This is a genomic window from Sneathiella sp. (assembly GCF_041689005.1).
Taxonomy (GTDB): domain Bacteria; phylum Pseudomonadota; class Alphaproteobacteria; order Sneathiellales; family Sneathiellaceae; genus Sneathiella.
In genome coordinates, this window is record NZ_JBDNHC010000106.1 from 68,246 (window position 1) to 84,193 (window position 15,948).

15 protein-coding genes are annotated in these 15,948 nt (G+C 53.6%); 7 read left to right on the forward strand and 8 right to left on the reverse strand.

Annotated elements, in window-relative coordinates; translation table 11 throughout:
- Window positions 1-91 precede the first annotated feature (91 nt).
- Both dctP and pgi read left to right on the forward strand, forming a co-directional pair.
- A complete protein-coding gene (dctP, locus tag ACESNI_RS12610) occupies window positions 92-1,084 on the forward strand; it encodes a TRAP transporter substrate-binding protein DctP (protein WP_373087291.1) in 993 nt (330 codons plus the stop codon).
- A complete protein-coding gene (gene pgi, locus ACESNI_RS12615; protein ID WP_373087294.1) occupies window positions 1,081-2,715 on the forward strand; it encodes a glucose-6-phosphate isomerase in 1,635 nt (544 codons plus the stop codon). Before dctP ends, pgi begins: the two co-directional genes overlap by 4 nt.
- A 204-nt stretch (window positions 2,716-2,919) precedes the next feature.
- Here pgi and ACESNI_RS12620 read toward each other — a convergent pair whose 3' ends face one another.
- From ACESNI_RS12620 to ACESNI_RS12630, 3 genes are read right to left on the reverse strand one after another with little or no spacing between them, the layout of a single operon-like run.
- A complete protein-coding gene (locus ACESNI_RS12620; protein WP_373087297.1) occupies window positions 2,920-3,912 on the reverse strand; it encodes an ABC transporter ATP-binding protein in 993 nt (330 codons plus the stop codon).
- Window positions 3,912-4,790, reverse strand: a complete 879-nt coding sequence (locus tag ACESNI_RS12625) for an ABC transporter permease (protein WP_373087300.1) — start codon at window positions 4,788-4,790, stop codon at window positions 3,912-3,914. The genes ACESNI_RS12620 and ACESNI_RS12625 overlap by 1 nt, the downstream gene beginning before the upstream one ends.
- Complete coding sequence (locus ACESNI_RS12630) at window positions 4,791-5,768, reverse strand: ABC transporter permease (RefSeq protein WP_373087303.1); 978 nt, start codon at window positions 5,766-5,768, stop codon at window positions 4,791-4,793.
- A 361-nt stretch (window positions 5,769-6,129) separates the two neighbouring features.
- Here ACESNI_RS12630 and ACESNI_RS12635 point away from each other — a divergent pair, with 361 nt between their 5' ends.
- Window positions 6,130-8,475: a heavy metal translocating P-type ATPase gene (locus tag ACESNI_RS12635; RefSeq protein WP_373087305.1), complete on the forward strand. Its 2,346-nt coding sequence runs from the start codon at window positions 6,130-6,132 to the stop codon at window positions 8,473-8,475.
- 96 nt (window positions 8,476-8,571) lie between these two features.
- Window positions 8,572-9,156 carry an HdeD family acid-resistance protein gene (locus ACESNI_RS12640; protein ID WP_373087308.1) on the forward strand — a complete coding sequence of 195 codons (585 nt, stop codon included), beginning with the start codon at window positions 8,572-8,574 and terminating at the stop codon, window positions 9,154-9,156.
- Window positions 9,157-9,160: 4 nt separating this feature from the next.
- Here ACESNI_RS12640 and ACESNI_RS12645 read toward each other — a convergent pair whose 3' ends face one another.
- Window positions 9,161-10,075: an HAD-IIA family hydrolase gene (locus tag ACESNI_RS12645; protein ID WP_373087310.1), complete on the reverse strand. Its 915-nt coding sequence runs from the start codon at window positions 10,073-10,075 to the stop codon at window positions 9,161-9,163.
- 166 nt (window positions 10,076-10,241) lie between these two features.
- Here ACESNI_RS12645 and ACESNI_RS12650 point away from each other — a divergent pair, with 166 nt between their 5' ends.
- On the forward strand, window positions 10,242-10,976 hold the full coding sequence (locus ACESNI_RS12650) for an SDR family NAD(P)-dependent oxidoreductase (protein ID WP_373087312.1): 735 nt from the start codon (window positions 10,242-10,244) through the stop codon (window positions 10,974-10,976).
- 27 nt (window positions 10,977-11,003) lie between these two features.
- Here the strand turns inward: ACESNI_RS12650 and ACESNI_RS12655 are convergent, their stop codons facing one another.
- From ACESNI_RS12655 to ACESNI_RS12665, 3 genes are all read right to left on the reverse strand, one after another.
- Window positions 11,004-11,465 carry a MaoC family dehydratase gene (locus tag ACESNI_RS12655; protein WP_373087315.1) on the reverse strand — a complete coding sequence of 154 codons (462 nt, stop codon included), beginning with the start codon at window positions 11,463-11,465 and terminating at the stop codon, window positions 11,004-11,006.
- Window positions 11,466-11,583: 118 nt separating this feature from the next.
- Window positions 11,584-12,825, reverse strand: a complete 1,242-nt coding sequence (locus ACESNI_RS12660; protein WP_373087318.1) for an MFS transporter — start codon at window positions 12,823-12,825, stop codon at window positions 11,584-11,586.
- A 14-nt stretch (window positions 12,826-12,839) separates the two neighbouring features.
- A complete protein-coding gene (locus ACESNI_RS12665) occupies window positions 12,840-13,358 on the reverse strand; it encodes a nuclear transport factor 2 family protein (RefSeq protein ID WP_373087321.1) in 519 nt (172 codons plus the stop codon).
- Between the two features lie 137 nt (window positions 13,359-13,495).
- On the opposite strand from ACESNI_RS12665, the gene ACESNI_RS12670 reads away from it, so the two are divergent.
- Window positions 13,496-14,284 carry an enoyl-CoA hydratase/isomerase family protein gene (locus ACESNI_RS12670; RefSeq protein ID WP_373087324.1) on the forward strand — a complete coding sequence of 263 codons (789 nt, stop codon included), beginning with the start codon at window positions 13,496-13,498 and terminating at the stop codon, window positions 14,282-14,284.
- Between the two features lie 52 nt (window positions 14,285-14,336).
- Here the strand turns inward: ACESNI_RS12670 and ACESNI_RS12675 are convergent, their stop codons facing one another.
- Window positions 14,337-15,314 carry an NAD(P)H-dependent flavin oxidoreductase gene (locus ACESNI_RS12675; protein WP_373087326.1) on the reverse strand — a complete coding sequence of 326 codons (978 nt, stop codon included), beginning with the start codon at window positions 15,312-15,314 and terminating at the stop codon, window positions 14,337-14,339.
- Window positions 15,315-15,441: 127 nt separating this feature from the next.
- On the opposite strand from ACESNI_RS12675, the gene ACESNI_RS12680 reads away from it, so the two are divergent.
- Window positions 15,442-15,945, forward strand: coding sequence for a winged helix-turn-helix transcriptional regulator (locus tag ACESNI_RS12680; protein WP_373087329.1), 504 nt, complete (start codon window positions 15,442-15,444; stop codon window positions 15,943-15,945).
- Window positions 15,946-15,948 lie beyond the last annotated feature (3 nt).

Here is a 15,948-nt window from a genome sequence, read left to right on the forward strand (position 1 = left end):
TATTCGGAGAAATTACCATGTCGTGAGGGAGACGAAAGTATTGTAACTTATCATCTTCTCGACCGCTGATCTTGAAAGAGGATAGATAGCGTTGAACAAACACCTGAAGAGCGTTGCCTGTATAATAACAGCGTCGATCATAGCAACGTCCGCCCAGGCTTCACAGGTCATGCGCTGTAGTCACCAGCTTCCCCCTGAGAATCATATTGCGAAAATCATTGATCAATGGGCAGCGGAGATCGAAACCCTGTCCGAAAATGAAATTGATGTACAGGTATTCAACGCCAATAGTCTGGTGAAAGCTCCGGATAATGCCGCGGCCGTCACTGCCGGGGATATAGAATGTGCGTTCTCGATCAGCTCACAATGGGCCACTTCTCTCCCGCATATGTCGGTGACGCTCGAACCATTTGCCATGAGCGATATTGAAACTCTCAAAAAATGGGGCGGCTCCAGAACCGCGGACGAATTGAATTCCAAACTCCTGTCAACCGGCGTAAAGAACATTGCCTGGCTTTTCACGACCGGGCGCACGGTCATCACGTCGAAAGCCCGGAACCTGATTAAGCCCGCAGATTTCCTGAACGTTAAGATACAAGGTCTGGAGCCGAGTACTGATGCGGCCTTTATGGCGATGGGAGCCATGACGATCCCCATGCCGGACAAACTCGCCTATCAGGCTCTCGCGAAAGGGGAGATCGACGCCGGTGTCACCGATGTCTCCGCCGCTGTTTCCGAAAAATATTATGAAGTTCAGGATCATGCCACAATCCTTCCCCTTTTCAGTGTTCTTTTTAACGGATATGTAAATCCTTCCTGGTATGACAGGCTGTCGGAGAAGAGCCGACAAGCTATTCAGAATGCAGGAAGGAAAGCCAGTGTATGGGCCATCGAAGCCTCGGAAATATCAGCGGCCGCGGCCCCCGGAAAACTTGCCGAGGAAGGCATGAAAATTCACTTCGCAACCGAGAGTGAAATCACGGCGTTGCGGGAGGTTATGGTTCCGGCCTTCGTGAAGGCATTTAGTCAGTCCACAGGGAATGAGGGCATAAAATTGATACAACTCCTGGGGGAGTCTGAGTGACAGAATTAAGCTGGCGGCACCTTAACGATTATCATCGGGACAGGAAAGAAATCCGCATATCGGACCTTTTCGATTCTAATCCAATCAGGTTCGAGGAATTCTCTCTACCGCTCGACGATATGCTCCTCGATTTTTCGAAAACCGTACTGGATGACACTGCTCGAAAGCTGTTGCTGGATCTCGCCCGTGCCTCAAACCTCGAAGAAAAGCGCGATGCGATGTTTTCTGGCGAGGCCATAAACCGGACAGAAGGCCGCGCCGCCCTGCACACAGCGTTGCGCAATCGTGCAAAGACACCAGTTTATGTTGCTGGTACTAATGTCATGCCCGCCATACAGACGACATTATCCAGGATGAGTGAATTTGTGACGGCTATAAGCACCGGAAAAATTTGCGCCTCCGACGGCACCCCGTTCCGCGATATCGTCAATATTGGTATTGGTGGTTCTGACCTTGGTCCCGCCATGGCTACGGCGGCACTCGCCCCCTATCACAAAGATCTGCGTGTGCATTTTGTTGCCAACGTCGATGGCGCCCAGATTGCGGACCTGCTGACGGAGCTCAACCCCGCATGCACTCTTTTTATCATCGCCTCCAAGACATTCACGACGATTGAAACCATGACCAACGCCAATACGGCGAAGGCCTGGATAGAGGATGCCGTCGGTGAGCAATCCGCCCAACATTTTGCCGCCGTTTCCACCGCGCTGGATAAAACCACTACCTTTGGAATCGACCCCGATCGTGTCTTCGGATTTGAAGACTGGGTCGGTGGCCGCTATTCCGTATGGGGTCCCATTGGCCTTTCTCTGATGTTTGCAATTGGGCCCGACGCCTTTCTGGAGTTTCTGGCCGGCGCCCACGACATGGATCAGCATTTCAGGGACGCTCCTATCGCTGAAAATATGCCGGTCATGCTCGGGCTCGTCGGCATTTGGCATAACAATATCTGTGGGTATGCCTGCCGGGCAGTCCTGCCTTATGACCAGCGCCTTGAGAGACTTCCCGCCTACCTTCAGCAACTCGACATGGAAAGCAACGGCAAACAAGTGACTCTGGACGGATCGCCCATCGGTCGCGATACCGGTCCAACCGTCTTCGGGGAACCTGGTACCAACGGTCAGCATGCCTTTTATCAGCTCCTTCATCAGGGAAGCCGGATTATCCCCTGCGAGTTCCTGGTTGCCGCTCATTCGCATGAGCCGCATTTACAAAACCATCATCAGCTTCTGCTCGCTAACTGCCTTGCCCAGTCCGAAGCCTTGATGCGCGGACGATCTCTTGAGGACGTGACGGAAATTCTCGGTGAAAATCCGGCGTCAGATGACCCTGCGCAATTTGCTCATCGAGTTTTTCCGGGCAACCGGCCGTCGACAACCCTGCTATACAGAAAACTGACCCCCCGTACTCTCGGCCGAATTATTGCGCTTTACGAACATCGTGTATTTGTCGAGGGAGCCATATGGGGGATCAATTCGTTCGATCAATGGGGGGTTGAACTCGGCAAGGAACTCGCGGCTGACTTGTTGCCGTTGATCGAGCGCGGTGACGGTTTCAAGGAGAAAAACGGATCCACGCGCGGCCTGCTGAAGGCCATTACCGGTTTGCGCAAGGAGGAAACTCGGCGTTAACCCAGCAAATGGCGGGATGCCAGATGCCCGTCTCCCCCACCTGTCGCCGCGGAGCGAGCGAGAAGTGTGGATATTCAAATAGCATCTGGAACCGGCCGCATGACCGCAAGGGCCACCGTTATTTTTCCCGAACCGATTTCTTGAATAGCTTCTTCCCGCCGAAATGAACTTTCAGGTCGCGCACGTCAAGAAGGATATCCTCGCTCATACCGCCGCCACGTATTTGAGATTATGACAGGCCGCCGTATGGACACCGATAACCGCCTCATTTTCCGGCCTTACCTCTTCACATATGGGCGTTTTGTAGGGACAGCGCGGGGCGAAGGCGCATCCGCTTTCAAAGCCTGTCAGGGAGGGCATCACTCCCTTTATTTCAGTTAGATAAGGACGAACTTCGGTCGGGTTTTCCCCCAGATAGGGCACGCAGGAAATCAGTCCGCGCGTATAGGGGTGCTGCGGATTTGTGAGGATATCCCGGGTCGATCCGGTTTCGATGATATGCCCGGCATACAAGACAGCGACCCTGTCCGCAAGCTCGGCGATCGCACCCATATCGTGGGTTGTCATGATGATGGCAATCCCGGTCTCCCGTTGCAAATCCTTCAGCAGGTCAAAAATCTGTGCCTGCACAGTCACATCGAGAGCGGCAGTCGGCTCATCGACGATCAAGACCCGCGGGCGGCAGGAGAGCGCCATGGCGATCATCACCCGTTGACGCATACCGACAGAGAGTTCATGGGGATAGCCCCACGCCCGTATTTCCGGCTCCGGAATACCGACCATGGTCAGCGTCTCGACCGCCCGGGCCCAGGCTTCAACCTTCGTTACCTCTTCATGCAGCAGGACACATTCTGCGATCTGATCACCGATCCGCAAAACCGGGTTCAGGGAGGTCATTGACTGCTGAAAAATCATCGAAATGATACCGCCTCGAATCTGGCGCATGCGCGTCTTCGAGGCTGTCAGTAACTCCTCCCCGTCAAAAATGATGGAGCCGCCGGTTATCTTACCGGGCGGGCTTGGGATAAGGCCCATAATGGATAGGGCTGTCATACTTTTCCCGCAACCGGACTCGCCAACAATCCCGAGAATTTCTCCGTTCATCAGCTCCAGCGATACCTGATTCAGAGCCCGGGTGTTACCGGCCCGCAACTTAAAATCGACAACCAGATTCTTAATCGATAGTATTCCGGTCATCACCGTTCCCTCAATTTCGGATCGAAGGCATTATTTAATCCGTCTCCCACCAGACTGAAGCCGAGAACGGCCAGAAAGATCATAAGTCCCGAAAACGTTACCGCCCACCAACTATCGAATATATATTCGCGGCCTTCGCCGATCATCAGGCCCCAGCTAAAGACATTCGGATCACCAAGCCCGAGGAAACTCAGCGCAGCCTCAAACAGCATAGCGGTACCAATGGTCAGGGTGGCCGACCCGATCAGCGGCGCAAAGGCATTCGGCAGGATCACCTGCCAGATTATCTTGCGGTTGCGCGCGCCAACCACTCGCGCTGCATTTACATACTCAAGTTCTCGTATGCGGAGAACCTCGGCGCGCGCCATCCGTGCCGTGGCCGGCCAACTGACGAAGCCGATGGCAAAGGCAATAACATAAATAGTTGGCGTGAATAACGCGACCAGCACCATTGCAAACAGCAACGCCGGTACGACCTGGAAAAACTCGGTAAGCCGCATCAGGATTTCATCAACAGCGCCCCGGCAAAATCCGGCCAAGGCCCCGATCAGAACGCCGATCGTGATCGTAATGATGCCCGCGACTATTCCCACATAAAGCGTGGCCGAGCCGCCGTGAATAAGACCCGCGAGGATATTCCGCCCGAGATAGTCGGTCCCGAGCGGTGCAACGGCCGCCACACCGGGCGGCGTCATCGGTGCCCAGACAATGTCAAACGGATCGACCGGATAGAGAATAGGGCCAATATAGGTAAAAATCACAATTAGGGCCAGAATGACAATTCCCAGCATACCGGTCCAGCTTTGCCGGAAGGCATGCATTGCCTCCCGTAACGGGCTCTGGCTTCGAACAATGAGAGTATTCTCAACGACAGCCATTTATCCCTCCGTCCGGACGCGCGGATCAACGAGATGATACACAAAACCCGTTATCAGATTGGCGACGATAACCAGAACCGAGGAAAAGAAAAGGATACCCAGAACTGTGGGATAATCCCGTGCAAGGATGGCATCAAAGGCAAGAGTCCCAAGTCCTGGCCAACTAAACACGACCTCGACCAGCACAGCGGCGGAGATGATGCTGCCAAATTGCCGGCCGGTAATTGTCACTATTGGTAAAATCAAATTCCGAAGGGCATGATACGAATAAACCTTTGTCTCGGCTACTCCCATTGCCCGCGCCGTGCGAATGTAGTCTGATCCCAGAATTTCGAGCATGCTGGCGTTGGTCACCCGGGCATATCGCCCGAGATAGACGATACCGAGGGTCAGGGCGGGAAGCACAAGATGATGCAAAATATCCAGAATGCGGTCAAAAAATCCGGCGCCCTTGGTTATATCGATCATGTTGGCGATTGGGAAAACCGGGTATACCCAGGCAAGCAGGAGGACCAGCATCATTCCGGTCCAGAAAATTGGCGCCGAATTGCCTACGACAGAGATAAATGTGACCAGCGCACTGACAATTCCCTTTGGCTTATGCGATGCGAGAACACCGAGCAGGGTACCAATAGAAATGGCAAATAAAAGGGCCGTGGCAACCAACAGAATTGTCGCCCCGGCGCGTCCAGTAACCAGTTCGAGAACTGGCGAATTATAGAAAAAGGAGTTGCCCAGATCACCCTGAAAGGCACGCCCGAGATAGAGACCAAGTTGAACATAAATCGGTTTGTCGAGCCCATATGTCGCCCGGATATCCGCCATGGCTTCTTCGGTCGTGCCGCCCACCCCACCTGCGATTACGTCCACCGGATCGCCGGGGGCAAGATGTATCAACAGGAAATTCAGGACCAGCACAGCGAGGATAAGAAGAAAAGCATGCAAAAGACGGCGGGCAAACATCGTCACCATTCTCATGATGTGATTATCCACCAATAGAAGGAACTGTCTAAAAGCATCTGCTTGATATAAACCTCGTCCAACGGAGACATTGCCACCAGATCGTTACCGGATTACTGATTTTTTGGCTGCATGCCGTATGATAGGGGAGGACATTAATAAACGCAATTGGCACATCGTCGATGATGAGTTCCTGCGCTTTATTGGATCGCGTATTTTTTTCTTCCCGCCTGACGGGCACGGTTTGTGGGAATACGGAGTATGTTATTTGAATATTGTAACTTTCCCCATATATAGTCGTGAGGAGCCGCAAAACACCGTTGCCCCGCCCATCTTGAATGATTGTCAATAAATTCCGTTAATTTCCGGAGGTCCCGTGATGAATATGTCAGACAATAAGAAGGGCACCGCAGCGAGTACAGCTGCAACGGCGACGGATCCGGTTTGCGGTATGTCGGTCGCGCTGGGACAGAACAAACCGAGCCATGATCATGACGGGACAACCTATCATTTTTGTTCACAGAAATGCCATGACAGGTTTGCATCGGATCCGCATTTTTACGTAAGCGGTAGTCACAAGAAAAAGCAACGCTCGGCCCCCAAAGCCGCACAATATACCTGCCCGATGCATCCCGAGATTATACAGGATAAACCCGGTGACTGCCCGATTTGCGGCATGGCTCTTGAACCGATGGGGGCGCCGACGGGAGAAGAGCAGCCAAACGAGGAGCTGATTGATTTCACGCGCAGATTTTGGGTCAGTGTGGTTTTCGCTCTGCCCTTGCTGGTCCTCACCATGGGCGGAATGGTCGGACTGCCATTTGAGGCATGGATCGGCCCTAAGATAAGCCCCTGGATTGAATTCGCGCTCGCAACGCCTGTTGTCCTCTGGGCAGCAATCCCGTTTTTCAAACGCGGCTGGGCGTCCATTCTGAACCGCAGCCCGAATATGTGGACATTGATTACCCTCGGTGTCGGGGCAGCCTACGGGTATAGCGTTATTGCCACGTTTCTTCCCGGCGTGTTTCCGCCTTCCTTCCAGACAGAGGCCGGGACCGTTCCCGTTTATTTCGAAGCCGCCGCTGTCATTATCGCTCTCATCTTTCTGGGACAGATACTTGAATTACGGGCTCGCGAAAGGACGGGATCGGCAATCCGGTCATTGCTCGACCTCGCGCCAAAAACTGCGCGGCGCATAAATCCGGACGGCAGCGAGAATGATGTCCCGCTTGAGAATATCCTCGAAGGCGACAAGATCCGCGTCCGCCCCGGCGAGACAATCCCCGTCGATGGCTCTGTCCTCGAAGGCCATTCCTCTGTCGATGAAAGCATGATCAGCGGCGAACCGCTGGCCGTGGAAAAGGCAGAGGGTGATGCCGTCACTGGGGGAACCCTCAATGGCAACGGTGCCCTCGTCATGCGGGCGGATAATGTCGGCGAGGATATGATGCTCTCAAAAATCGTCGAGATGGTCGCCTCCGCTCAACGCTCTCGCGCACCCATTCAAGGGCTTGCTGATAGGGTCGCTGCATGGTTTGTGCCCGCTGTTATACTCGCAGCCATCCTTGCCTTTCTGATTTGGGCAGCGATTGGCCCGGCTCCTTCGTTGGTGCATGCAATAGTCGCCGCCGTCTCGGTTCTCATCATCGCCTGCCCCTGCGCCCTCGGTCTTGCAACACCGATGTCAATCATGACCGCGACGGGCCGGGGCGCGCTTGCGGGCGTTCTTATTCGTGATGCCGAGGCGCTGGAACGCTTTGCAAAAGTCGATGTGCTTGTTGTCGACAAAACCGGCACTCTGACAGAAGGGAAGCCCAAGTTGACAGACGTACTCTGCTTGGGAAGCATCAGCGAGGCTGATTTGCTATCTGCCGCCGCCGCCCTTGAAAATGGATCGGAGCATCCCCTTGCCGAAGCGATTGTAAACGGCGCGAAGTCGCGCGGTATTTCCATAGAAAATGCGACGGATTTCAACTCCATTACGGGCAAGGGTGTCGAAGGGAACGTCGCCGGAAAGGGCGTTATTCTCGGCAACCGGGCAATGATGCTCGACAAAGGCGTCGATATTTCTGATCTTGAGGCGCGTGTGACGAAATTGCAGGATGACGGCAAGACGGCGATGTATGTCGCGCTTGACGGCATGGCTGCGGGTGTGGTTGCCGTCGCGGACCCGATCAAGAAAACGACCGAACAGGCGATTAAGGCTTTGCATGAAGCAGGCTTCAAAATCATCATGGCAACCGGTGATAATGAACGAACCGCCAAGGCCGTTGCCGGCAGACTTGGTATCGACGAGGTGCGAGCAGGCGTTCTGCCAGCCGATAAAAAGGTTTTGATTGACGAACTTCGGGATCAAGGCCATCTCATCGCAATGGCGGGAGACGGGGTCAATGATGCCCCTGCCCTTGCCGCAGCGGATGTTGGAATTGCCATGGGAACCGGCGCCGATGTTGCCATGGAAAGTGCGGGGATTACCTTGATCAAAGGGGATCTGAATGGAATTGTCCGGGCACGGAAACTGGCTCAGGGCACGATCCGGAATATCAAGCAGAACCTGTTTTTTGCCTTTATCTATAACGCGGCGGGCGTGCCGATTGCCGCTGGAATACTTTATCCATTCACCGGAACGCTGCTCTCGCCGATGATTGCGGCCGCTGCCATGAGCCTTTCATCTGTCTCGGTAATCTCCAATGCCTTGAGGCTTCGCACAATTAAGCTCGACTGAACCGCACCTAAAATCAACGGGATTAGCTCTTTGATTTGCACTGCCCAAACCTTATACTCCGGGAAATACCCGCGTTAAATCCTACAGGAGGTTGATATGAGTGACGGCATACCACCGGAGATGACTGAACTTCGCCGGAACATGGCGGCCGAATTTTCGAAGCATTGGAAATTTTTCCTTTTTCAGGGAATAGTTTTGGGCGTTCTCGGAGTCATGGCAATCGTTCTTCCGCAAGTTGCGACCGTGGTTGTTGCAATCTTTGTCGGCTGGTTGTTTTTTATCGGCGGTATTGTTCGCGGGCTGACAATCTTCCGCAGCCGCACTCTTCCCGGAACGCTCTGGTCGGCGCTGGCCGCGCTTCTTGCAATCGTTCTTGGCCTTCTTCTTATACTCCAGCCATTGCAGGGGGTATTGACGTTAACCATGGTCTTGATTGCCATTTTTATTGTTCAAGGAATAGTCTCCGTCGTGGTTGCCCTGCAGTTCAGAACCCATTTACGAAGCTGGGTCTGGACGTTACTCAGCGGCATCGTCGATCTGGTTCTGGCCTACATGATCTGGAGCGGCTGGCCTGGGACAGCTAGTTGGGCAATCGGGCTGCTGGTCGGCATCAATATGCTGTTTGCCGGAATGGCGTTGATTTCCACAGCGCTTTCCGCCCGAGCAGGAACTCCTGGCTAAAGCCTTATGTTGTCTTCGCAATAAAATCGGGAACGATACCAGACTGCCGGATCAGGTCCGGTACATTTTCATCCTTTAAAAGGCCGTGGTCCGTCACCAGAACCGTCCGCAGTCCGGCGGCGGCCCCACCCAGAATATCCGTGTGCAGCGTATCACCGACCATGGCGATCCGATGAGTGGGAATCCCGTGGATGCCATGGATCCCGAGTGCCCTGGCAAAGACGGCGGCAAAGGGCTTACCGTAGAAAACCGGGTTAATCGCAATCTGGTCCGCAATTTCATGGGCAAAGAAGCCGGGTTCCCGCGACAGGCCATATTCCCGAGGGGCGACCAGATCAGGGTTACCAACAAGCAAGGGGCGAGGGTTTTGACGGAGCGAGCAAAGCAGCAATTCCTGCCGCTTGGGGGTCCATTCCGCGGCGCTCAAGAACAGAAATCCGTGAACGGCATCATATACCGCCTGATCCTCCTCAAGCAGCCGCGTCTCAGCTGGAATGGTTTCAAGTCCTGACCCCCGCATTGCCGCCACACCCCAACTCTTAACGGCCGGGAAATCGTCAAGCGCAGAAAGAGCCGCATCCCGGCTTGAAATAACCTGGTCCTGCGTCAATTCAAATCCAAGAGAATGATATTTCGCCAGCGCCTTTTCGGCAGTGAAAGCGGCACTATTGGTAACGACAAATATTTTTTTACCGGCCTGCCTCAAACTGGCGAGCCGTTCAACAGCGCCAGGAATTGCCCGCTCGCCGACATTCAATACGCCAAAGGCATCGAGCAGGAAAACATCAATTTCACCCATCAGGTCACCGAGATTGGCTACATGCCGTGAACTCACGGGGAATTGGCTGGAAGGCAAGCGTGGCCTGATCTCTTCATAGCGCAGGAAAATTTCCGCTGCGGTGACCGTCGGCAGGCTCATATTTTTGCATCCTTCTAGATGTGCCATAAACTCTATACAAATAACTGCTTTGACTACAGTTTTATTCGGTTTCAGGGTATCCCGTAAATTGTCCTTTATGACGACACAATTTGATCCCGTGGAAGCGGATGCAATGATATGATGTAAAAAACAAACGAGGAAATTGGTGACTGATCTAGATTTTTCCGGAAAAACAGCCCTTATCGTTGGCGGCTCCAGCGGTATCGGAAACGGCATCGCCCAGGCGTTCAGACAGCGGGGGGCCAATGTCTATATTTGGGGGACACGATTAAATTCTGCAGAATATGAGGGGGAAGATGGCTCTGATTTGGCCGGGCTTGACTATGACCGAATGGACGTGTCGGACTTTCAGGCCATTGCCGATTACAACCCGCCCTTCACCTCACTGGATATCCTCATTCTGTCACAGGGGACAGTGATATACCGGCGCGGCGAGTTCGAGATGCCAGGATGGATGACCGTGATGGATGTTAATCTTAACAGTCTCATGGCCTGTTGCATGAAATTCCGTGACATGCTGGAGACCTCCAGCGGAAACATAACGATTATCAGCTCCACTGCCGGGTACCACGCAACCCGCGGCAATCCGGCCTACAGCGCCTCTAAAACCGGGGCGGTCGGCCTGACACGCACGCTGGGTCAGGCTTGGGCGAGTGGCGGGATTCGTGTGAATGGGGTTGCTCCCGGCCTGGTCGACACAAAACTGACAAAGGTCACAACGGAGAATCCGGAACGGCGCGAGGCCGCAATAAAAAATATCCCGCAAGGACGGCTCGGCACACCGGACGACATTGCCGGTGCCGCCCTGTTTCTGGCGTCCCCCCTTGCCAGTTATATTACCGGGCAAACGATCGTGGTTGATGGCGGCTTGATACTTTAACCTGACTGCGGCACCTGACAGCTCGCTTCACTTCGGATCAAGGCATTTGATCATTCTGAGCGGGGTATACTCAATCACAGTTTCACCCTTCTGATTAACGATTTTATTGCGGGTCCGAACCAGTCCACGGGTTTTCTTGGAGGTCAGACGCGCTTCGATCACTTCGCATTCCACATGAATGGTATCGCCCGCCACGACGGGCCCGAGTATATTCAACTCCATATTCAGGAAGGCAAGCCCCGTGTGCTGCATGGTCGATTGAACCAGCAACCCCTCGGCGATCGTGTAGGCGAGCGCACCCGGCGCCACCCGCCCCTTGATATCGGAATGTTCCCTGACATATTCGGTGTCGGTGAAAATAACCTCGGTCATGCCGGTGCAGTTGATGAAATTGACGATATCCGGCTCTGTGATCGTCCGGCCTATGGTCTTGAATGTGCGGCCAACCGTTAGTTCCTCGAAATGCAGACCCAACCCAACTATGTCCATCTTTATTTTCCTTTTATTATTATTATGAATTGCCGCAGGTTAGCGGACGTCAGTCCCTTTTTGGAAGCATAAAATAATTTAATTTCATACCAGGTTCGTCCTCTTGATCGCCTCGGTCTCAGTCTGAACTTTCAGGCGATGGTATTTTCACTGTGACCAGCATTGTCCCGGTGGCGACAGCGATCACCGCAAGGATGCTGTACGATTCCCAGTAGGCGCCGAGATCGCCGACAATCAGTCCGAAGATTGTCGGCAGGATCAGAACACCGGTGAACATGGCGCTAGAACCCAGAGCCGTTGCCTCCGTCCGGTATTTTCCTCCATAGTAGGCGTAGGCGCCATAGGCGATCCCGGTGAAACCACTCGCCGTGGCCCCGGCGATGGCGCAGACGGGAAGGATGGCCCAGATTGACCAGATATCAGAAAACTGCCCCGCTGCCAGGGCCGCCAATGCCATGACAAAACCAAGAAGTCCGAGCAATCGGATCGCCGAGATATATTTATCCGCGAGCAAACCCCAAAGTGGCCGACTGGCCACGCCAGCAATCTGGTAGAACGCAAGCGCCTGCCCCGCCATTACCAGGTTCAGTCCGGTTTTTGTAGTCAAATGGACCGTCATAAACCCAATAAAACAGAGCTGAATGCCCGCATAGCTGAAACTGGCGAGGGCAAGAATTCTCATCAATTTACTATCGCGCAGTAAATAGAGAGGACGCAGGCTTTCAAACTTGAACAATTTGTGATCGGGTTTGCGATCTGCATCCCAGGTCGCCCTGTATAATTGCAGATACGCAATCAAAAGGATGGACGGAATGATCTGAACATAAAAAGCAATCCGCCAGCCAAAACTGACGGCAAGAACCGGGAGCATCAAAGCGCCAAGCACACCTCCTAACGGGACGCCGATCTGGCGAATGGAGAAAACAAGATTAAGGACGTTCGGGCGCGTTCGCGGGATAAGAAGATGCGTGGAAACAGGCGCGGTTGCACCATATCCGACGCCAAGAACGACCGCACAAATGGCAAGCCCCGTAATCCCGTCCGACCCGCCGATAGCAAGCATGGCAACCGTTCCGAGCATGACGAACTGGCCAACTCGCACAGCCCCATATTTCAGGATGAAATCCGGCGACAGGAGGGCTGAGAAAATACCGATGCCATAGACCGTGGAAACAAAATAACCGATCATGTTGCCATCAACCTGGAGATCGCCGACGATTGCGGGCGCAAGGGTCGGCGCGGAAAAGGCCGCCATCGTCGCCAGTGTCTGCATCGCGAGGGTCAGGAACAACGGTCGGTAGGGAATCCCTTTTGGAATGTCCTGGGATGAGTTAGGGGAGGAGGAGGAAGAAGTAGTCATCGCCGACCTCCGTTTCACGCCGATCCACCCCGCAACCGACCGGATCCTTTTCCGCGAGCGAGAAATTCAGTGCATCTTGGCTCGGCAATGAGCATTTTCGCCCATTTTGCGCACACTTTTGCTAGCCGGTCGGGCTGAACGCCAAGTTGGGCCATCGCGACCCCGCCATTTACCGACTCTCGATAATCGGCAATCAGGCCATCTCGCAACTTGAACCTGCTCATGCCGTCGATGACCACTTTTTTACCAGCGAACTCAGGCACGGTGGAGATAAAGCTCGACAGCGACCACGCATAGGCGAGATCGTCTTCACACATCGGATCAAACATTTCCCAGCGATAGTCATCGCCCGCGTCACGATGAAACTGATCCTCCATCATATGTGCGATTTCGATCCGGCCCTGATGATCGCCGTAAACATAGTCATGATACACGGCGTCCTCGGTGAAGCAGGCGGCAAATGCCGCACCATCTCCAGCTTCGGCAGCATCGGAAAATTGCTCAAGAAGGGCAGTAAAATCATGAGTGTTCATTTTTTCCTCTTTTTATTTTTCTTTTGTCTGTTGTAAAATCTATATCACTTTCACCTTGCGGTATGATAAAAACTTGATCCAGCGCAAAATTCAACCACACTCGAATTCGTCATAAAATAATAAAAGTGATCCATAAAATGACAGATCCCGCCTATTCTCTTCTGCAATATTCCGCCCATGATGGTATCGCGGAAATCATGCTCGATAACCCTCCGGTAAATCTCATTACCACGGAAATGACGCTCGAATATTTCCGGGCGCTCGAACAGGCGAACGATGATAAGAAGGTAAAGGTCATAATCTTGTCGGGTAAAGGCAGGGGATTGTCCGGCGGCGTTGATCTGAAGGTTCTTGATACCTACGGACCGATTGAAATGAAGGAATTTCTAAGCCTGTTTTATGTCGAGATGATCGACCGGGTCCGGGCGCTCTCCAAGCCCATCATCGCGGCGGTTCATGGATTTGCTATGGAGGGGGCCTGTACGCTTGCCTTTGCCTGTGATATGGTCCTGGCGTCGAAAGAGGCAAAATTCGGCTACCCTGGCGTTCCCAATATCGCCGCACCTCCCGGTATGCATGTCTGGCATTTGCAGCGGCTTATCGGGCGCATGAAGGCCGCGGAGCTGATCTTCACCGGCGAGCCGATTTCCGCAGAAGAGGCGGACCGGCATGGCTTGATAACACGGGTGGTCGAGTTCGATGATTTGCGATCGGAAAGCATCAAGCTCGCCCAGAAAATTGCGAAAATGTCTCCTGTCGCCCTGAAAAGTGCCCGTGAGCTTATCTTCCGGATGGAAGACATGAGTTTCAAGCAGGTTCCGGCAACGGCACTTGATGCGGTTTCGCTCGCGTTCGCATCTGAGGACAGCAAGGAAGCCCGCCGGGCGTTCGTCGAAAAGAGAGAGCCCGTCTGGAAAGGAAGATAGGCTGACGATTCACACCACCAGGCGGGTAAAGACTGCTTCGCCGCTGGTGCGGCTATGCCGACAATAACGTTTGCAAACGACCTTTGATAATATCTTCCGCCTCGCCCATAATCCGGTCGATGAGTTCCTTACAGGTCGGGTTGTCATGGATGAGGCCCGCGACCATGCCACAGCTCCAAGCACCGACTTGCATCCTTCCCTCCTGCATGACCTTCGGATAAACACCGCCAACCAGATCGACAATATCTTCAATTTTGGTGTTTGCGCCTTTTTCCCGCTCTATTTCAAGAACTTTTTCAACGGCTTCATTGTTCAGCACGCGTTCGGTATTGCGCAAAGGGCGCATGATCAATTTAGTGTCAAGCTCGCTCGCCGCCATGATGGCGTCCTTGACATTCTGGTGGACAGGGGCTTCCTTGGTCACCATAAACCGCGTTCCCATATTGATCCCCTCAGCTCCCAACGCCAGTGCTGCGACAAGTTGCTGGGCATTGCCTATCCCGCCGGATGCAACGAACGGAACCGTTAGTTCTTCCGCTGCGCGCGGCAGCAGAATCATATTCGGGATGTCATCCTCTCCCGGATGGCCACCGCATTCGAAGCCGTCAACGCTGACGGCGTCACAGCCGATTTTCTCGGCTTTCAAGGAATGGCGGACCGAGGTGCATTTATGGATGATCTTGATCCCTGCGTCCTTCATCGGCGGCAGGTAAGCTTCAGGACTACGACCCGCTGTCTCGACGATCTTGACGCCGCCCTTGATAATCGCATCAATATATTCAAGATACGGCGGCGCGGTGAAGCTCGGCAGAAACGTCAGGTTTACCCCGAACGGCTTGTCGGTCATGTCTTTGCAACGGGCAATCTCGTTCGCCAGATCGGCGGGCGTCTTTTGTGTCAGCCCGGTTATGATCCCGAGACCGCCGGCGTTCGACACTGCCGCCGCCAGTTCGGCAAAACCGACATAATGCATACCGCCCTGTATGATCGGATGCTGGATACCAAATAATTTTGTTATTCTTGTTTGCATGGATACCTCCAGTTGGCTACTGTAACTGTAGTTATATGAGGTGATTCCATGCGCCGCAATAAATTTGTTAAGAATTTTTTCATTTCAATTCGCCCTCGTGGGCAGAAAATTTCCGGTCCCGGACCCGATGAGCAGAACTGACTTAAAAAAATTCGATTGCAGTGTCGCCCAGACCCTTGGCCAGATCGGGGAATGGTGGACCCTGCTGATCATTCGCGACGCCTTTCATGGCATAAAGCGTTTCGACGATTTCCAGACCCACCTTGAAATTTCACCGACCGTTTTAAGCGCCCGTCTGCGCTCGCTGACACGAGATGGCATCCTGCAACGCCAGAGCAGCGAGACGGATGGGCGGGCCAATGAATATATACTGACCGAAAAAGGGCTGGATCTTCACCCGGTCTTGCTCTCGCTGATGGATTGGGGCGAAAAACACGCGCCAAACCCCGCCGGACCTCGCATGCGTCTTTTGGACAAAGAAAACTTGCAGCCGCTCCCGCCTATTACGGTCAGGGCCGCCGACGGCCGCGCGTTAAAGGCGCGCGATGTCGTTGTACAATCCGGCAGCGGCTCTGATGAAAAGATGATTGCGCTAATCAATTACCGGAACCGCCAAAAATCCCAACAATAGATA